General features: G+C 71.3%; 14 protein-coding genes. 6 read left to right on the plus strand and 8 right to left on the minus strand.

The window, feature by feature from the left end; all coding sequences use genetic code 11:
• Positions 1 to 367: 367 nt before the first annotated feature.
• A complete protein-coding gene (gene eccCa / locus BFF76_RS10235; protein ID WP_053931110.1) occupies positions 368 to 4,378 on the plus strand; it encodes a type VII secretion protein EccCa in 4,011 nt (1,336 codons plus the stop codon).
• 66 nt (positions 4,379 to 4,444) lie between these two features.
• On the opposite strand, the gene BFF76_RS10240 is transcribed toward eccCa, so the two are convergent.
• From BFF76_RS10240 to BFF76_RS10255, 4 genes are all read right to left on the minus strand, one after another.
• Positions 4,445 to 5,692, minus strand: coding sequence for a S8 family serine peptidase (locus BFF76_RS10240; RefSeq protein ID WP_053931109.1), 1,248 nt, complete (start codon positions 5,690 to 5,692; stop codon positions 4,445 to 4,447).
• Positions 5,689 to 9,000, minus strand: a complete 3,312-nt coding sequence (locus BFF76_RS10245; RefSeq protein WP_065848049.1) for a right-handed parallel beta-helix repeat-containing protein — start codon at positions 8,998 to 9,000, stop codon at positions 5,689 to 5,691. Before BFF76_RS10245 ends, BFF76_RS10240 begins: the two co-directional genes overlap by 4 nt.
• Positions 9,001 to 9,149: 149 nt before the next feature.
• Complete coding sequence (locus BFF76_RS10250) at positions 9,150 to 10,364, minus strand: ricin-type beta-trefoil lectin domain protein (RefSeq protein WP_031098272.1); 1,215 nt, start codon at positions 10,362 to 10,364, stop codon at positions 9,150 to 9,152.
• Positions 10,361 to 11,161: a type VII secretion system-associated protein gene (locus BFF76_RS10255; protein WP_065848057.1), complete on the minus strand. Its 801-nt coding sequence runs from the start codon at positions 11,159 to 11,161 to the stop codon at positions 10,361 to 10,363. Before BFF76_RS10255 ends, BFF76_RS10250 begins: the two co-directional genes overlap by 4 nt.
• 523 nt (positions 11,162 to 11,684) lie before the next feature.
• On the opposite strand from BFF76_RS10255, the gene BFF76_RS10260 reads away from it, so the two are divergent.
• Positions 11,685 to 12,674, plus strand: a complete 990-nt coding sequence (locus tag BFF76_RS10260; RefSeq protein WP_053931107.1) for a mannose-binding protein — start codon at positions 11,685 to 11,687, stop codon at positions 12,672 to 12,674.
• Positions 12,675 to 12,988: 314 nt separating this feature from the next.
• Positions 12,989 to 14,965, plus strand: a complete 1,977-nt coding sequence (locus tag BFF76_RS10265; RefSeq protein ID WP_244167246.1) for a glycoside hydrolase family 84 protein — start codon at positions 12,989 to 12,991, stop codon at positions 14,963 to 14,965.
• A gap of 49 nt (positions 14,966 to 15,014) precedes the next feature.
• On the opposite strand, the gene BFF76_RS10270 is transcribed toward BFF76_RS10265, so the two are convergent.
• Both BFF76_RS10270 and BFF76_RS10275 read right to left on the minus strand, forming a co-directional pair.
• The gene (locus BFF76_RS10270) at positions 15,015 to 15,230 is read right to left on the minus strand and encodes a DUF397 domain-containing protein (protein ID WP_053931105.1); all 216 of its coding nucleotides are present in this window, start codon (positions 15,228 to 15,230) and stop codon (positions 15,015 to 15,017) included.
• Positions 15,212 to 16,054: a helix-turn-helix domain-containing protein gene (locus tag BFF76_RS10275; protein WP_053931104.1), complete on the minus strand. Its 843-nt coding sequence runs from the start codon at positions 16,052 to 16,054 to the stop codon at positions 15,212 to 15,214. Before BFF76_RS10275 ends, BFF76_RS10270 begins: the two co-directional genes overlap by 19 nt.
• A gap of 177 nt (positions 16,055 to 16,231) precedes the next feature.
• Between BFF76_RS10275 and BFF76_RS10280 the strand changes: the two genes are divergently transcribed.
• Together BFF76_RS10280 and BFF76_RS10285 are read left to right on the plus strand one after the other, a co-directional pair.
• Positions 16,232 to 16,582 (plus strand): hypothetical protein, encoded by a 351-nt coding sequence (locus BFF76_RS10280; protein ID WP_053931103.1) that lies wholly within the window; start codon positions 16,232 to 16,234, stop codon positions 16,580 to 16,582.
• Positions 16,579 to 16,806 (plus strand): hypothetical protein, encoded by a 228-nt coding sequence (locus BFF76_RS10285; RefSeq protein ID WP_053931102.1) that lies wholly within the window; start codon positions 16,579 to 16,581, stop codon positions 16,804 to 16,806. The genes BFF76_RS10280 and BFF76_RS10285 overlap by 4 nt, the downstream gene beginning before the upstream one ends.
• Here the strand turns inward: BFF76_RS10285 and BFF76_RS10290 are convergent.
• Both BFF76_RS10290 and BFF76_RS10295 read right to left on the minus strand, forming a co-directional pair.
• Positions 16,800 to 17,339 (minus strand): SMI1/KNR4 family protein, encoded by a 540-nt coding sequence (locus BFF76_RS10290; RefSeq protein ID WP_065848051.1) that lies wholly within the window; start codon positions 17,337 to 17,339, stop codon positions 16,800 to 16,802. The genes BFF76_RS10285 and BFF76_RS10290 overlap by 7 nt on opposite strands.
• Positions 17,340 to 17,492: 153 nt before the next feature.
• Complete coding sequence (locus tag BFF76_RS10295; protein WP_053931100.1) at positions 17,493 to 18,227, minus strand: hypothetical protein; 735 nt, start codon at positions 18,225 to 18,227, stop codon at positions 17,493 to 17,495.
• 77 nt (positions 18,228 to 18,304) lie between these two features.
• On the opposite strand from BFF76_RS10295, the gene BFF76_RS10300 reads away from it, so the two are divergent.
• Entirely contained in the window at positions 18,305 to 18,877 is a 573-nt protein-coding gene (locus BFF76_RS10300) for an ArsR/SmtB family transcription factor (protein ID WP_053931099.1), read from the plus strand.
• Positions 18,878 to 18,930 lie beyond the last annotated feature (53 nt).

Here is an 18,930-nt window from a genome sequence, read left to right on the forward strand (position 1 = left end):
CGAACCGGGGGGCCGGGCGCGGAATTTGCGTCCGCGGGCCCGGCAACGACCCCTCCCGCGTGGACAGGTCGCGTTCCGTGAATGCACACTACTGCCTACGACCACCGGGTCGTGCTGCGGACCGGAGTCCATATATCCGGTATGTGGTTGGCCAGCAAGGAAATTGACCGCCCCCCGCCATCCGCTCGAAACATTCATTCGGCGTTCACCGCGTGTCACGCGGCACCCGGAGAATCGGCGCGGTGCGGCCTTTTCCACCACCGGGTGCGCCGGAATTGCGGCGTGGACCGGAAGTCAGTGAACCGGAGGTTCTCTTCCCTTGAGTGTCGTGCTGTTTCGCCGCCCGGCCCGCCGGCGCGGGCCGGAGATGCCCGAAGGGCAATTGACCCTCCAGGAGCCGCCGGTCCTCGCCGAGACGGTGCCCGACACCTCGGCGATATGGACCTATCTGCCGATGGCGCTGATGTCCGTGTCGATGATGCTGATGTTCCTGCGTCCCGGCGGTGGGAACGGCGTCTTCATGTATCTGGCGATGGGCGTCATGGCGCTCTCCGCCGGTGCCATGCTGCTCGGGCAGCTGATGCGCCGCTCCAGCGAGCGCAAGCAGCGCCTGAAGGGGGAACGCCGCGACTACCTGCGCTACCTGGCGCAGATCCGCAAGCGGGTCCGCACCACCATCGCGGAGCAGCAGCGGGCGCTTGCCTGGCGCCACCCGGAGCCCGCTTCGCTCCGCTCACTGGCCCGTACCTCGCGGCTGTGGGAACGCCGCCCGGCCGACGAGGACTTCGGGGAGGTCCGGCTCGCGGTCGGCGAGCAGCAGCTCGCCCTCACCCTGAACCCCGTCTCCACCCGCCCGGTCGAGGACCTCGAACCCCTCTGCGCGCACGCCCTGCGCCGCTTCGTCCGCGCCTACTCCACCATCCCCGGACAGCCCCTCGGCCTCTATCTGCGTTCCTCGGCCCGGATCCTGCTGCGTCCCGAGGAGACACCGGATCAGGACGCCGCCGAACCGGTCGTCCCGCCGCCCGGGGAGAGCGGCGGCGAGGACCCCGGCACCGAAGCGGTGCGCGCCCTGGTGCGCGCCGTGCTCGGGCAGCTCGCGGTGTTCCACGCGCCGGAGGAGCTGTGGATCGCCCTCTGCGTCAGCGACGAGCGGCGGCCCGACTGGGAGTGGGCCAAGTGGCTCCCCCACACGCTGGATCCGTACGAGGAGGACGGTGCGGGCCAGGCACGCAGGATCACCGCCGACCTCACCGAGCTCGACGACCTGCTCGGCGCCGAGTTCGCCGAACGCCCCGGCTTCGACCCTGAAGCGCGCCCCGGCCGCGACGAGCCCTACACGATCGTCGTCCTGGACGGCGTCACCGTGCCCGAGGGCCACCGGTGGGAAGGGCACGGCTACCGCAACGCCCTGGCCCTCGACATATCGGGGGCGCTGCGCTGGCGCCCCGGCCGCAACACCCTGAGGCTGACAGTCGGCACCGACCAGGTGAACCTGGTGCGCACCGACCGCAGCCGCAAGGAGCGCTCCGTGCCGCTCGGCCGGCCCGACCGGCTCGGCCTCCTCGGCGCGGAGTCACTGGCCCGGCTGCTCACCCCCCGCCGGATGAGCCTGGGCACCGACATCGCGCAGCCGATGGACACCGACGTCGAGCTGACCACGCTGCTCGGCATCCCGGACCTGCACCGGCACGACCCGCACACCCTGTTCAACCGGCACACCGGCTCCACCCGGCTGCGGGTGCCGATCGCGGTCGGTGTGGACGGCCGCCCGGTGGACCTCGACATCAAGGAGTCCGCGCAGGGCGGGATGGGCCCGCACGGCATGCTCATCGGTGCCACCGGCTCCGGCAAGAGCGAGCTCCTGCGCACCCTCGTCCTGGGTCTCGCCCTGACCAACTCCTCCGAGACCCTCAACTTCATCCTGGTCGACTTCAAGGGCGGCGCGACCTTCCTCGGCCTGGAGGAACTCCCGCACACCTCCGCCGTCATCACCAACCTCGCCGACGAAGTCGCCCTGGTCGAGCGTATGCAGGACGCCCTGCACGGTGAACTCATCCGCCGCCAGGAGCTGCTGCGCTCGGCCGGCAACTACACCTCCGCCCTGGAGTACGAGCGCGCCCGCGCCGGGGGCACGGACCTCACCCCGCTGCCCAGCCTCTTCGTGGTGGTCGACGAGTTCAGCGAGCTACTCTCCGCGCACCGGGAGTTCATGGACCTGTTCGTGATGATCGGCCGCCTCGGCCGCTCCCTCGGGGTGCACCTGCTGCTCGCCTCGCAGCGGCTGGACGAGGGCCGGATGCACCAGCTCGAGAGCCATCTTTCGTACCGCATCGGCCTGCGGACCTTCTCCGCCATGGAGAGCCGCGGCGTGCTCGGTGTCCCGGACGCCTACGAGCTGCCGGCGCAGCCCGGCAGCGGCTACCTGAAGTCCGGCGTGGAGTCCCTGACCCGGTTCCGCGCCGCCTACTCCTCCGGCACGTACCGGCGCCGTACCGGCGCGGTGGTCCAGGCCCGGGTGGCCAGCCAGGTGGTGCCGTGGACCAGCGGCTGGGTGGTGCCGCGCACCTTGGACCCCGCTACCGAGCCGGAGCCGGAGACCGAGGAGGCCGGTGAGGAGGAGGCCCTGCTCGACGTGGCCCTCGACCGGCTGCGCGGCTCCGGCCCCGCCGCCCACCGGGTGTGGCTGCCGCCGCTGGACGAACCTTCTCCGCTGGACGTCCTGCTGCCCGGTATCGCCCCCGATCCGGAGCGCGGTCTCACCGCCGCCGGGTGGCCCGGCACCGGCAGGCTGCGGGTCCCGGTCGGCCTCGTGGACAAGCCCTTCGAGCAGCGCCGCGACCCGCTGGTCGTGGACCTCTCCGGGGCCGGCGGTCACGTCGCCGTCGCGGGTGGTTCGCAGAGCGGCAAGTCCACACTCGCCCGGACGCTGATCGCCGCCCTCGCCCTCACCCACACCCCGGCGGAGATCCAGTTCTACTGCCTCGACTTCGGCGGCGGCGGCCTCTCCCAGCTCGCCGCCCTTCCGCACGTCGGCGGGGTCGCGGCACGGCTCAACCCGGAGCGGGTGCACCGGGCCGTCGCCGAGGTGATGACGCTGCTCGCCCGCCGCGAGCAGTTCTTCGTGGACCACACCCTCGACTCCATGCAGTCCTACCGCCGCCGCCGGGCCGCCGGGGAGTTCCCCGACGAGCCCTTCGGCGACGTGTTCATGGTGGTCGACGGCTGGTCCACGGTCCGTCAGGACTACGACGACCTGATCCCGAAGTTCAACGAACTCGCGGCCCGGGGGCTCAACTACGGAATCCACCTGATCATCACCACCACGCGCTGGGTGGAGCTGTCCGCCCAGGTCCGTGACCAGGCGGCCACCCGCCTCGAACTGCGGATGGGTGACCCGATGGACTCCGAGATCGACACCCGCAAGGCCCGGGCGGTGCCGCGCAGCGGTGGCCGCGGCATCACCGCGGACAGCAAGATGCACTTCCTCGCCGGCCTGCCGCGGCTGGACGGCAGTGGCTCCCTCGACGACCTCGGCGACGGCGTCACGCACCTGGTCGCGGAGATATCCCGGCACTGGACGGGCGCATCCGCCCCGCAGGTCCGGATGCTGCCGCACCGGCTGCCGGTCTCCGAACTGCCCGCGCCCGAGCCCACCGAGGGCGGCGGGATGCGTATCCCGCTCGGCATCGACCAGGACGCCCTGGAACCGGTCTGGCACGACTTCAGCCGTACGCCGCACCTGATCGTGGTCGGCGACACCGAGAGCGGCAAGACCAACCTGCTGCGCGGCATCACCAGGAACATCACCGCCCGCTACACCCCGGAAGAGGCGAAGATCATCGCGGTGGACTACCGCCGCACCCTGGTGGGCGCCATCCCGGAGGAGTACCGCATCGGGCACGTGATCTCCCTGGACAACCTGAAGGAGACCATCGAGGGCGCGGCCCGCGCGATGAAGAACCGTGTGCCGGGCGCCGACATCGCCCCTGCCCGCATGCGCCGGTGCGACTGGTGGACCGGCCCGCGTCTGTTCATCCTGGTCGACGACTACGACATGGTCTCCGGCAACTCCTTCCAGAGTCCGTTCGAGCCGCTCTTCGAGAGTCTGACCCTCGGCTTCGAGATGGGTCTGCACCTGGTCGTCGCCCGCAGTGCCATGGGGGCCGGCCGCGGCCTCAGCGACGGGCTCGTCCGCCGTCTCGACGAGGCCAACAATCCCGCCGTGCTGCTCTCCTGCCCGCCCACGGAGGGCCGCCTCTTCGGCGACGCAAAGCCGCTCAACCTTCCGCCGGGGCGTGCCCTGCACATCGCCCGCCGCCGGCCGCGGTTGATACAGACGGCGCTGGTGGAGGAGAGCCCGGTGCAGCAGGACTGAGAGGACGACTACGACGACACCCTCCTGAGGTACTCCTCAGGAGGGTGTCGTCGTCACCACGTCAGCTCATTGGTTCGCTGTTCCGGCCGTACCCGCCGGACGCCACCCCCGGGCGCGCGCCCGGGAGAGGGCGAAGCCCGCCCACAGGACGGCGAGGACGCCGGCGGAGCCGAGAAGGACGAAGAGGGTGGCCCGGCCGGTGGCGCGCTCGGCGGCGGAGGTGTCGCGGACGGTCACGGGTTCCGCGGCACGCTCGGGTCCGCCCGCCGCGGCGGGATCGCCGAGGACCGTGGTGACGGCGGCGTAGGCGTCCAGCTGGGGGATGTCGGCGGGGTAGGCGGTGGTTGTCAGCCGGCGGACGACGTCGTCGGGCGAGTCGTCGGGGTGGGCGGCGCGGACGGCCGCGGCGGCCCCCGCGGCGTAGGCGGTGGCCACCGGGACGCCGCCGCCGAGGTAGTGGCCGTCGCCGCGCGGGCCGCCGGAGACCACCCCGGCGCCGGGGGCGGCCAGGTCGATGCCGTCGGTGGGCAGCGAGCCGTCCGGGCGTGCGCCGCCGGGAAGCATGTCGGCGACGGAGAGGACGCCGGGTTCACCGGCCGGCCAGTAGGTGCGGGACGGCACCTCGTCGGTTCCGCCCCGGGACGGCGGGTCCGGGGCCGCCGCGGCGACCACGACGGCGCCCGCGCGGCGCGCCTCGGCCACCGCACCGCTCAGCGCCGGGTCCTTGCGGGGCAGGGCCACCGCGACGGCGATCACTTCGGCCTGGGCCTCGGTCGCCTCGCGCAGCGCGTTCACGACCAGGGCCGTGTCCGCCTGCCCGCGCCGGTCGGTGCCGCGCAGGGCCAGGATCCGCGCGGCCGGGGCGACCCCGGCCAGACGTGGGCTGTTGCCGCCGGTCCCGGCGATCAGCCCGGCCAGGAACGTACCGTGCCCGACGCAGTCGTCACCGGCCGTGCCCGGGGCGGTGACCCGGCCGCCGAGCCCGGCCGCGTCCGGATCGACGCCGGTGCCGATCAGCGCGACGGTGACGCCCTCTCCGGTGCTGTGCCGGTGCAGCCGGTCCAGGTCGAGGCGCTGGCGCGACCAGTCCTGCTTCTTCGCCTTCTCACGCGAGGCGGGCGTACAGATCACCTCGGCGGCCTCGGGGTCGAGGGCGGAGGGCATGCCGGGCAGTTCCTGGCCCTTCTTCCCGTCGGCCGCGGGGGCCCGCGAGGGGGGCGCCGCCTGGGCCGGGACGGCCGTGGGCAGCATCAGTGCGGCGGCGAGGCCCGCACCGGACAGCAGCCGGGCGGCCCCGAGGGCGGGCGTCCTCATCGGGGTGCCACCTTCGGTGCCGCGGCCGTGACGTCGGCGGGGAGGAGGACGCGCAGGTCGTCCAGGGTGGGCGCGGGCACCGCGCTGAGCCGTCCCGCCTGGCGGGTGACCATCGATTCGACCACCTGACGGGCCAGCCGGGCGTTGCCGAAGGAGCGGTCCCTCGGCATCGCGTCGAAGTACTCCTTGAGCAGCGGGCCGGTGCCGGGTCCGCACTCGTACCCCATGTTCGCGGCCTGCGCGCGCACGATGGTGACCAGTTCCTCCGAGGAGTAGTCGGCGAAGGCGATCCGGCGCGGGAAGCGTGAGGAGAGGCCCGGGTTGGAGCCGAGGAAGCGCTCCATCTCGTCGGTGTAGCCGGCGACGATCACGACCACCTCGTCGCGGTGGTCCTCCATCAGCTTCAGCAGCGTGTCCACCGCCTCCTGGCCGAAGTCGGCGCCGCCGCCGCGCGGGGTGAGGGTGTACGCCTCGTCGATGAACAGGACGCCGCCGCGGGCCCGTTCGAAGACCTCGCGGGTGAGCTGTGCGGTGTGCCCGATGTAGCGGCCGACCAGGTCGGCGCGGGCCGCCTCGACCAACTGGCCCCGGTCGAGGACCCCGAGCTGGGTGAGGACCTCCCCGTAGAGGCGGGCCACGGTGGTCTTGCCGGTACCGGGCGGGCCCGTGAAGACCAGGTGGTTGCTGAGCGAGGGGACCGGCAGCCCGGCCGCCGCACGGTGGCGGGCCGTGGTGATGAGGTTGACGAGGTCCGCGACCTCGCGCTTCACCCCGGCCAGGCCGATCATGTCGCCGAGGCGGGTCAGCGGGTCGTCGGCCGGTGCGGCGGTGTCGGTGGCCGCCGCCGCTGCGGTGGCGGAGACGTCGTCCGGCAGCAGCAGCCGGAGATCGCGCTCACTGACCTGGGGCTGCGCGGAGAGCCGGACCGCCTGTCTGTCCACCATCTCCTCGAACACCCCGCGCGCCGCGCGGCCGTTGCCGAAGCCGGCGTCCCGTGGCATCGCGCCGAAGTGTGCGGCCAGAGCCTCCGCGGTGCCCTCGCCCAGCTCGTACTGGTGCTGGGTGCACATGCTCTCCATGATCGCGACCAGGTCGGGCACGGAGTAGTTCTCGAACTCTACGGTCCGCGAGAAGCGGGAGGCGAGGCCCGGGTTGGAGGCGAGGAAGGAGTCCATCTCGCGGGAGTAGCCGGCCGCGACCACCACCACGTCGTCACGGTGGTCCTCCATCAGCTTCAGCAGCGTGTCCACGGCCTCACGGCCGAAGTCGGCTCCGCCGTTGCCGCTGTCGGAGGTGAGGGTGTACGCCTCGTCGACGAACAGCACGCCACCGAGTGCCCGTTGGAAGGTCTCGGTGGTCTTGATCGCGGTGCCGCCGACGACCTGGGCGACCAGGTCGGCGCGCGAGACCTCCACCAGGTGCCCGCTGCGCAGGGAGCCCAGCTCGGCCAGGATCGCGCCGAAGAGGCGGGCGACGGTGGTCTTGCCGGTGCCGGGCGGGCCGGCGAAGATCAGATGTCTGCTCATCGGCGGCGCGGACATGCCGAGCTGTTCGCGGCGCTGGGCGAGCTGGGTCAGGTTGACCAGGGTACGCACCTGCTGCTTGACGTTCTCCAGGCCGATCAGCGCGTTGAGGGCGCCGAGCGGGCCGTCCGCGCGGTCCGGCGGGGGCGCGTCCGCGGCGCCGGAGCCGGCCGGGTCGGTGTTCTCGGCGCTGCCGGTGCCCCAGGCGTCCCGCTTGCCGTTGCCCACGCTGTTCAGGCCGTCCACGGCGAGCCGTTCGCCGGGCGCGGTCTGCACCAGGCCGGCGCCCTCGTTCTCCCGGGCGTGGCAGTTGACGAGCGAGACCGGCGCGGTGGACTCCACCCGGAAGCCGTCCTGCGCACCACCGGTGGCCTCGCATCCGCTGAGCGAGGCGAGCGCGCCCTCACGGATCAGGTAGCCGTGACCCTTGGGGGCGTGCACGGCAGTGCGGTTGGCCGTCAGTTCGCCGCCCGCGGCGACCACCACACCCTCCTCGCCGGATATCTCGACGCGGAAGTCGCGGACGGTGACGTTGCCGCCGTCCTCCACGATCAGACCGCTGGTGGCCGTGTCGGAGACACCGCCACCGGCCACGTAGAGGGTGCTGCCGGAGGCCACGCGTACACCCGCGCCCTTCGGCCGCACGATCTCGCAGTCCTCGACGCGGCCCCTGGCGTCCCTGCCGGCGGCGATGCCGTCGCCGTTCGGCTCCACCAGCCGGGCCCGGCGCAGCAGCGGGTTGGCACCGGCGAGGATCGCGACCGCGGGCGAGCCGCCGATCACCTCCAGGCGGTCCAGTTCCGCCGCCGAGTCCTCCTCCAGGAGCAGCCCGGCCCCGTCGCAGTCACGGATGGTCAGGCCGGTCAGCGCCGGGGAGGCGGCCCCGGCGACCCGCAGCGCCGCACCCTGCGCGCCGTCCACCCAGCAGTCCTCGAAGGTGCCGCGCGCCCGGTCGGTGACCAGGACGCCGTGGCCGCGGGCGCGCGAGACACGGCAGCGGCGCAGCACCGGGTCGGTGCCCCCGGCCAGTGCGATCCCGTTCCCGGAGGCGCCGGTGACGCGGACGTCCTCCAGCGTCGTACGGCCCGAACTGCTCAGGTGCACGCCCGTGCTGGTGTCGTGCACCACGGTGCGGACCACCGAGACGGCGCAGTTCCCTTCCAGGGCGATGGAGGGCTTGTCGGTGGAGGAGATGTCGCAGTCCTCGACGCTGCCGCGGGTCTCGCCGTTGGCGAGCAGGCCGTTGCCGCGGGCGTCGCGCACCGTGCAGTCACGCATGCGCGCCTCGCCCTGCTCGGCGAGGACCAGGCCGCTGGTGCCCAGGTGTTCGAGCGTGCAGGACTCCACGGTGGTGGGCGTCGTGGAGGTCACCACGATGCCCGCGCCCTGCGGGTTGCTCACCCGGCAGTCCCGCAGTGCGAGGGAACCCGTCCCGCCGGCGAGCATCGCGGTCCATGCGGCGCCGATGACCTCGCAGCCGTCGAACGCGGCCTGCCCGCGCCGTACGTCCACGGCCGGGAGCTCGGCGTCGCCACCCCGCAGGGTCAGCTCCGAGAGCATCACGGCGTCGGCACGCAGCGCGACCACGCTGCCCGTGCGCGGCCGGATCTCCACCGTGCCGCGGCCTTCGGCGGCGGTGAGGGTGACCCTGGTGTGGATCACCAGGTTCTCGGCGTACGTCCCGGGCCGGACGCTGATGAGCGCCCCCGTGCGGGCTGCGGCGAGTGCCTCACCGATCGTCGAATAGCGGTCCGCGGGGCCGACCGACAGTACCTGGCGCGACACGCACCAACCTCCTTGCTACGACGGCGTCTGCAAACGGACGCCCCCGTTCGCCGGGGGCGCGTGTCGGCGAGCCGACGATGTCATCATGCCTCGTCCCCGGGGGCGCGAGGGGTTTTGGGAGCGGCGCTCCCGGCGTCGGGGCGTTGCGGTCAGGTGCTCCACTTCTGGGCGGCGTTGCCAGAGCAGTGCAGCAACTGCAGCGATGCCCCGCTGTTCCGGTTGGCGCCCGCGATGTCGACGCACATGCCGACGACGGTGTTGACCAGATCGTGGGCGCCGTTCAGAGCGAACTTCTGGGCGGCGTTGCCGTTGCACCAGGCGATCTGGATGGGGGTGCCGTCGCTGAAGTTCGCGTTGGCCACGTCCAGGCACTTGCCCTGGATGCGGATGGTGCCGTCGGAGGCGAACTGCCACTTCTGCGCGGGGGCGCCGTTGCAGTCCCACACGTGCAGTGCCTTGCCGTCGCTGAAGTCGTGGCCCGGTACGTCGATGCAACGGCCAGAGAGATGACTGCGGAAGGAGACGGGGCCGCTGAGGGTGACGGCCGGAGCGGCCTTCGCCGGCTGCTTCCTGGCGCCGTCGGGCTTCTGCTCCTCGCTCTCCTTCTTCGGCCGGTCCTCCGGTTCGGCGGCCTTCTTCGGCACGTCCTTCGACTTGTCCGGCGCCGGGGCCTTCTGCACCGGCTTCTCGGGCGCCGGCGCTTCGGTGTTCTTCTTCTTCTTTTCGGCAGCCGGGGAACCGGATGTCTCGGCCGGGGTCACCGCGAAATCACCCGGCGCCTCCTGCCCACTCCCGTCGAGCACGGTCCCTGCCGCGGCCACCGACGGCTGCTCGGGGCCCTTGTCGTCGTTCCCGACGAGTATCAGGAACGGCACCGACACGAGCAGTGCCCCGGCGACCGCCGCCCCGGCCAGTACCGCCTTGCCGGGCCTGCCCACCGGCCCGGCCTCGTGCTCCGGCCTGCCGATCGCGGTCGCGGTCATGGTCCGTACGAGCGCGGGAAGCCGGCTCTGCGCGGCGGCGGCGGCGCCGGGGTCGGCCTCGGGTTCGGTCCGGGCGCCCGGACCGGCCTGGGGCCCGGCAGTCCCGCCCTCTGCGGGTTCCTTCCCGGCCTCGGGTGTCTTCCCGGCCGCTCCGGATTCCTCCGCGGCCTCCGGGGCCTGTGTGCCGGCCTTTCCTGCGGCCGTCCCCGTCCTCACCTCTGCGGGCTCGGATCCGGGCTCGGCGGGGGTGGCGGGTGCCGTGGCACTCCCGGGCGCGGTCGTGGTGCCGGGTGCGGTGCTCGCAGCCGGCTCCTCGCCCCCGGATGTGGACTCGACGCGCGCCTTCGAGGAGGCGGGGGGTTGCTGGGACGAACTCGTCACGGGGTCCTCCCGGTGGTGTGGGGCCTGTGTTCGGGTGAGCTGTCGGTCCGGACCGCGGCCGGGGCCGCCGACGTGGCCCCGGCAGGACCCGCGGTACCGGCGCCGGGGCCGTACTCCGCCGCGGACGCCCATGCGTCGCCCGCCGGGCCGGGAAGGCCGTCCGCCGGGACGAGCAGCGGGGCCGCGGCGCCTGCGTTGACCATCAGCATGGTGCCGGCACCCTCCAGTGAGCGGGCCAGTTCCCGTACCGGCAGGGTGTCATGGTGAAGTGCCGCCGACATGAACTCGTGTGCGGGCGAGGTGAACAACAGGACCACCGGCGCCCCGTCCAGCCCGGCGGCCGTGAGCGGCCCGCCGTCCGGTCCGCGGACCACGGTGACGTCCGCCTCCGCGAGCGCCGCGAGTGCCGCTTCCACCGAGCCGTAGCCGGTGGCGGCCCGCTGCGCCGCAGCGTCCACCGGGTCGGTGGGGTCCGGCCAGCCGAGCATGCGCGCCGAGGGCCGGTACGCCGGATTGGCGCGGTACTCCCCCACGCTCCCGCTCTCGTCCGACTGCCACTCCCCCAGCACCGCCCACTCGGCCGGCGTCCGTTCCTCGGTCCACTCCGGGTCCACCACCCCGACCCAGTGCCCCGGCGCCCTGCGGGCTGCGGCCTTCACGGCCTCGGGTACCTCGGGGATGTAGGAGGCGACGGTGTCACCGGTGACGGGCGCCTCGGGTTCGGCGAGCGGATCCGAGGCTTCGGGCATGACCAACGGGGCGCCGTTCGCGCCCTCTTGTCGCTCTCCGGGCCGCATCTCCACCTGAACTCTTGGGTCTGTACGAATTCTCGGGTGCTGAAACGCCATGCGCGCACGCCGACATTGATCAGATCGGGGAGCCAACAGGATGTCATACGACTTCTGTCCATGGGAGTTCGGAGGGGGTCCGTTTGGATCGCTGATGTGCCCGTTTACTGTCCGAATGGAGAACTTTCCGGGAGCAGTGAGGCACAGGAGGACAAAGTGAAGGGAGTGTCCGAGGGAGGGAGCGGCCCTTGCCCCCACGACGGGCTACGTTGTGTACGCCATCGGCCTCTTCGGCGTGCAGCGCCTCACGGTCCGGACGTCCGGACCGGGGCCGCACGGCAGTACCTCACAGCTCGGAAAGGCGTCGGACCAGCGGCCGCCACCGCGCCGGGGCACCCGGAATTCGACGGCGAGGACCGGGGCGACCCGACCCCCTCGGTGCGAGATCCGCCAACGCCTGCAGGGCTCGCAGGTGTTCATCCGGCCCCACCGCTGCCCACCGACAGCTCCGCCACCGTGAAGGAGTAATCGCATGCCCTCCCAGCACCCAGCCCCCGACGCGAACACGACGGCGGCCGCCGCCCCCGACGTGAAGGAGGCCGGGTCCCAGCCCCCGTCACCTGCGCCGGCCGAGGAGACGCCGGTGGCCTCCGCGGCCAAGCCCGAGGCGGAGTCCGGCACCGCCCCTGCCGGAGACGCCCCTGCCGGAGAGCGCCCTGCCGGAGACACCGCAGCCGCCCCGCCCGCGGCTGCGACGACGACCGCCGAGGCACCCGAGGAGGGCATCGGCGTGGCGGCGGCAGCCGCGACGGCGCCGGGCACCAGTACCGCCACCGGAGTCAACGCCGGACGTCCCCGCACCCCGGTCCTGGCGGGAGCCGCCTTCCTGGGCGCAGCCTTGATCGCCATACCCCTGCTGCTGGTCGGAAGCGCGAACGACAAGGAACACGACACCTCTGCCATGAGGCCGGCAGCGGAGGGGGCCGACACCGTACTCAACCCGGGCTCCGCCCCCGCGAGTCTCGGGGACTACGTGGCCGGGAAGCCCAGCGCCTCCCCGAGCAAGGAGAAGCCGAAGGCGGTGGAGACCCCCAAGGCAGTCGTGCCCCCGCCCGTCGCCCCCGCTCCGAAGCCGACGCCCAGCCCGTCCACGAAGAAGGCCACGGCCAAGCCGAAGCCCAAGCCGGCCCCGAAGCCCAGCTGGAGCACGGTGACCGTCTCCGCGCCCAGCGTCCTGGAGGTCAACCAGGCCTGGACGACCAACCGCATCAAGATGGTCATGCAGACCGACGGCAACCTCGTGGTCCTCAACGAGCACGGCAAGCCGATCTGGGCGGCCATGACCTTCGGCCCCAACCACCGGGCGATCTTCCAGCCCGACGGCAACCTCGTCATCCACAACGGCGACGACCGCCCGATCTGGGCCTCCAAGACCCACGACTACGCCGGCGCCCAGCTGGTCTTCCGGGCCGACTCCAAGGTGGTCATCGTGCACAACGGCCGGGTCGTCTGGTCGACCTGACATCGAGGGGCGGTGCGCCGGACCGCCTCCGGGGGGCGGTCACGTCCCCTCATGGCCACCGGATCAGCGAGCGGGCACCGTACGTCCGCCCGGGGGGGGTGCTTCCGGAAGTCCACGGTCCCGCCGGAAGGGAGAGTGGCGGACCGATGCCGTCCGGTCGCCACACGAGTGCTCCATCTTTCTGACGGCTCGACCTTGACACCGGCGCCCACGAGTGGTGGTTTAGACCACTCCAGCACCTGAATGTGGCAGTCCACTTCCGTGGAGGCGCAGTGTCCCGTATGTCTGAAAGTCATCCGTACTGTCTTCCCCGCATGTCCCGACTCTCGCTTCTCAGCACCGCCGTCCTGTTGTCCCTCGGTACGCTTTCCGCTCCCGCGTGGGCGGCCGGGGAGTCGTCCGCGGCGGCGGCGCCGGGGCCGTCCGCAGCCCCGTCCGCGTCCCCACCCGTGGTCACCCCCACCCCGCAGCGGATGAAGTCGGCGGGACGGGACATCCGGGTTCCCGCCCGCGTACGGCTCGTCCTCGGTGACGACGTCGACGACCGGAGCGCCGATGACATCAAGCAGACACTGACCGCTGCCGGTGCCAGTCACATCGACACGACCACGGCCGGGGACTCCGGCCCGGCGCCGCTCGCCCACGGAGCGGAGCTGACGGTCGTGGCCGGTTCGGTCAGGAACAAGGCGGTGGCCGACGCCCTGCGCGCCGCAGGCGGCACCGTGCCCGGCACTCCGGTCGCGGAGGGCTACTCCCTCGCCTCCCGCGGCGACAGCATCGTGCTCGCCGGCAACGACGGGGACGGCATCTACTACGCCGCACAGACGCTGCGACAGTTGGTGACCGGAAAGCACACCATGGCGTCCGTGTCGATCACCGACCATCCCTCCATGCCGCTCCGCGGCAGCATCGAAGGCTTCTACGGCGCCCCCTGGTCGCACACCGACAGACTCGACCAGCTCGCCTTCTACGGCGACATCAAGGCCAACACCTACATCTACACGCCGAAGGACGACGCGTATCTGCGGGAGGAGTGGCGCGAGCCCTACCCCGCCGACAAACTGGCCGACCTGCGTGAACTGATCGAGCAGGCCGCGACCCACCACGTCGACTTCACGTACGCCCTCTCCCCCGGCCTGTCCGTCTGTTACAGCGACCCCGACGACGTGAGCGCCCTGAAGACGAAGCTGGGCACCCTCTACGACCAGGGCGCCCGCAGCTTCTACGTGGCACTGGACGACATCAGCTACACCGAGTGGAACTGCGACGCGGACCAGGAGAAGTACGGCGCCCCGGGCAGGGGCAGCGCGGGACAGGCCCAGGCCGACCTGCTCAACGCAGTGCAGCACGACTTCATCGACACCCACCCGGGCGCCGAGCCGCTCCAGTTCGTGCCCACGGAGTACTCCGACACGGCCGACTCCGCCTACAAGTCCGTGCTGCGCGAGCAACTGGACCCGAAGGTGGTCGTGCAGTGGACGGGCACGGACGTCGTGCCTCCCTCGATCAGCGTGGCGGACGCCCAGGCCGCCTCGACGGTGTGGGGACGCAAGGTGTTCCTCTGGGACAACTACCCGGTCAACGACTACGGGCAGACGACGGGCCGGCTGCTGATGGCCCCTTACGACAAGCGGGAGGCCGGACTGCACGAGGCACTGAGCGGCATCGTGCTCAACCCGATGAACCAGGCCGCGGCAAGCAAGGTCGCCCTCTTCGGCGGGGCCTCGTTCGCCTGGAACGACGAGAACTACGACCCGGACCGCACCTGGCGCGCGGCGGCCGACTACCTGGCCGGAGGTGACCCCGCCACCACCCGGGCCCTGCTGGCCTTCTTCGACACGGAACACCTCGCGCCGACCTTCGGCGACACGAACTGGCAGCCGCAGGCTCCCGAACTGAATGCGCGCCTGGCGAAGTTCACAGACGCCTGGAACAGCGGATCCCCTGCCCGCCGCCAAGCCGCACTGCGCGAGCTCGGTGCCTACGCCGACGTACTGGCCGGCGCTCCCGAGCAGATCCGCGCCGGGGTGCGGGACCCGGCTTTCCTTGCGCAGACGAAGCCCTGGCTGGACGCCCTCGACGTATGGGGCGACGCCCTGAACGCCACCCTGGACGGACTACAGGCCCAACTCCACTCGGGCAGTGGGCCGGAGGACTTCGCCAAGGCAGCCGAGCTGGCGAAGCAGGCCGCCGCGTTCACCACCATCCCGGGCACGACCCGGCCGCAGGGCAGGATCAAGGTGGCGGACGGGGTGCTGGACACGTTCATCGAGCAGGCACCGAAGATGTAACACGAGCCCCGGGCGCCGGGAGACGGCGCCCGGGTGGCTCCTCGGTGACTCAGGAACCCATCACACCGCATTTCAGGGCGGACACGAACGATGACCAACCGTCTGCCGTGAACATCAGCGTGGGGCTGCTGTTGTGCGTGTACTTGCTGTCCCGCACGGGAACCACGGCGGTGAAGCCGTCGGCGACCTCAAGGCACTGGCCGCCGTCCTGGTTGCTGTAGCTGCTCTTGTGCCAAGTCACTGCGGTCAGGTCGAGAGATCGCACGGTACTTCCTCCAGGATGCGCAGAATGAACTTCCGCGACTCGGCTGGTGAGAGCGCCAGGTCGCGCACCGAATCGTACGCACGTTGCAGCCGCTCAACCGATGCAGTTTCCTCGACGAGTTCGCCCCTGTACCCGTTCTCGGCATAAGCAACGGTACGCCCTTCGGGCATTCGGAGAAACATCACGTCAGCATTGGTAAGGCCGTGCAACCCCGCGCTGAACGGTGCTACCTGCAATACCACATCGTGCCGCTCTCCAATCTCCCGGAGATACTCCAACTGCCGACGCCACTCGCCCGCATCGCGCAGCGGTGTCCTCAGCACTGCTTCCGACAGGATTGTTCTGAACTGAGGTGACTCCGTACCAGCCAGCAGTTCGCGTCGCCCCATCCGCGCCTCAATCTGTTGCTTCAGGGCCTCACCCCTGAGACCGCCCGCTGCCAACAGCTCCCGTGCGTACCCTGCCGTCTGCAACAGCCCCGGCAGCACGCTCACCGCGAAGTGCCACAGGCTCGTCGCCTCCGCCTCCAGCGCCATGTACCGCCGGTACCGCTCCTTGAACTGTGTCTGATCGCTGATCGCCAGCTCCCACAACGCCAGCAGCAGCCCCGGCGTCCCGTAGTAGTGGTCCAGTGCCTGCACCACCTCGGGGCCGCCGACAGTCTCACCCTTCTCCATCTTGCCGAACAGCGACCAGTCCCAGCCCAGCCGTTCACCGAGCTGCCGCAGGCTGTCGCCGCGCGCGGTGCGCAGCAGGCGCAGCTCCTCCGCGAACCGTGCCCGTGGTTCTCTGCTGCGGCCTGTGACCGCGCGCCTCGTCGGCATCTCGCCCTCCGTGGAACGTGTGGAACTTGCGTGACCTGCCGGGGAGGCACCACCAGCACTCGGTGTGCGGCACCCCCGACCAGGGCCATTCTCGTAACGAGCCCATCACGCAACGTAATCCAGCGCGTGTGGTCACGCCCAGGAAGTTCACGAAGAACGACCCGAAGGAACATGCCAATGACCCCACCGCCGCCATCGGAGCAGAAGCCGCCCCTCCCCCGCCGAACACCTCGGCACAGCACCGTCCACCCGGCCTCTACCGATCTCCCGCAGTCGGTGCCGCCCAACGGAACGACCAAGGTCCAGGAGGCCGTCGAAGCACGGGACGCTCTCGCCGCCGCGCTGACCGCCGCGGGCGTCCAGTTGCCCGCGATGGATATCCGCACGCCGTGGCCGGAGCCGAACTCCGGGCCGGGCGACGGTGAAAACGCCCAGCCGCAGCGTTACGCCCTGGTCCACCTCGGCATCTGCTCCGCCCCCGTCGCGCTGGCCCTGGCAGCGGCGATCAGGAACGGAACGGGCAAGTGACCGATGCGGGCGTCCCCGACACCGGGGCGGCCGTATACGACAGCGGGAGCTGCCGGGTGGGGCTGGTGATGGGCCGCCAGGGTCCTTACCTCCAGCTCCGCCCGCTCGGCGGAGGCCGGGAGTGGGACGCGAACCCGGCCCACGTACGACCGGCCACACGGGATGAGTTCCTGAGCGCTCAGCTCGCCGAAGTGAACGCGCGCAGTCGACACAAGGGCTACTGACCCAGGATCGCGTCGTTGGAATCGAACTGGTGCTGTGCGGCCGGGAGTTCCGGAAAGTACTCGGTTCCCCCCTGCCCGGTGAGGACAGCCAGGAGAAAGGATGCGCAATGGGCGTGGTGATGTTCCCACAAGGGACCCCTGCCCTCGTTGAACATGACTGTCCATTCATCGGGCTCCTGCTCCGGTTTCACCAGCCAGTACAGCATCGCTCCAGTGCCCTCGATGTAAGCCCAAGGCAGGACCTTGGTGCCGGGCTCTTCGAGCTGGACAGGCCTGGCCTCGAACTCCCACAGCCTCTCGAGGATCTCGGCCCTTCGCACGGCTTGGGCCAGGAGGTGGTAATCGTCATCGGGACAGGCAGGATCCAGGAGCCAGAGGGTTTCGTCGAAGATGCCACCTCCATACGTCTCGACGAGCTGCCGGTAGTCCGTTGGCAGCGTGGTACCGAGTTCCCGCTCGGCAGCCGGCCAGTCCCGGAAGCGTGGCGGACCGGGCGCGACGAGTTCGGTGAGGCGTTCCACCGCGGGGTGCATGGTATTGCCTCTTCCTTCCGGGGCGGGGCGCTGCAGTTACTGCCGTCTTCGTGGGGGTGCAGTGAAAAGCAGGCCACCTTGGGGCCCTGCCGTCAGGTGAATGGCTTCCACGTCGGTCAGGTCGGTGGTCCCGCAACCGGCCGTGAAACGGGTCTACGTGTAGGACCGGATGGCCACCGTGACATCCATGTTGAAGGTGTTCGCCCCCGCCGCGGACGGCAGGCCCAGGGCCCGGTCGAGCACGCGACTCAGGGGGCCGCAGCCACCAGTGCCCGGGGCGGCGAACTCCGCGTCCTGGGCACCGAAGGCGACGACCAGGGGGTCCCTGGATATCACCCGGGTGGGATCGGTGTCCTTGAGCACCAGGTGGACCGCATCCTCATCGCTGCCCACCGAGCAGCCCGACGACGGCCGGGCCGGCAGCCCGTGTGCCGAGCCTATGGCGAACTTGATGTCGAACTCGCCGCGGCGGGTGTCGTCGGACAGGAAGTCCGAGTAGCCGCCGTACTGCGGAGTCAGGGTCAGCGGAGTGCCTCCCACCCGGATGGGCACAGCGGTCATCTCACCGAAGACCTGGCGGAACTCACCGTCCACACGGCCTTCCGCAAAGGTGATCCCCATGGGTTCGGTGAGCGGCTCGTCGACGGCGCCCATGCGCAGATGCCCCGTGGCGTGCATGACCTCGCAGCGCCAGGTACCGGGGTCCGCCCCCGCGGGCAGCTCATCGACGGTCGGGCAGGTGGAGAAATCGAACTCGGGCAGATCTGCGCCCCGTTCAGCTCCATGCGCGGGTGCGGCACCCAGGGCGAGTCCGACAATCAGGGCCCCCGCAGCAGCACTTGGGAAGCGGCGGACTGTGCGATTCCAGGTCACTCGGTTCGGCGTCATACACCTCAGCATTGCAGAGATTTCTCTGCAGAGGAAGGTCTGCAGAGAAATGGCTGCTATCCGGATAGACTGCTGCCATGACGAAAGAGCGGAGAGCGGAAGCCGCAGGGCGGCGCACCGTCGAAAGCCCCGAGGTACTCAAGGCCCTCTCGCACCCCCTGCGCCTGCGTATCCTGCGCCACCTCGGCGCGGCAGGCCCGGCCACCTCGACCACGCTGGCCGCCGCCCTCGGCGAGAACACCGGGACGCTCAGCTACCACCTGCGCATGCTGGAGCGCAGTGGCCTCATCGAGGACATCCCCGAGCGCTCCACCGGGCGGGAGCGCTGGTGGCGCGGGGTGCGTGGGCTCGACATCCGCAGACCGCCGCAGGGTGAGCTGACGGAGGCCGAGCGTGCCCTGTCAGCCGAGCTGGACCGGATGAGGATGGAGGAGGACGTCGAGCTCGCGCGGCAGTTCACCGCCGAACAGGCGGAGTCCGAAGGCTGGATGCGGGGTTCCCGCAGCCTCATCCACCTTACGAGGCGTGAGCTGGACGCATTCCATGACGACTATCTGGCCCTGCTCGCGCGCTATGCCCGCGGGCCCGAGGACGCCCCCGACGACGCACGACCCGTACTCCTCCGCTGGTTCGGCCTGCCCGCCGACTGACCGGCAGCCCGCCGGCGAACCGCCTGATCGGCCGGCTTGCCGTACGGGTCGAT

Source organism: Streptomyces mutomycini, from assembly GCF_001700505.1.
Lineage (GTDB): Bacteria > Actinomycetota > Actinomycetes > Streptomycetales > Streptomycetaceae > Streptomyces > Streptomyces mutomycini.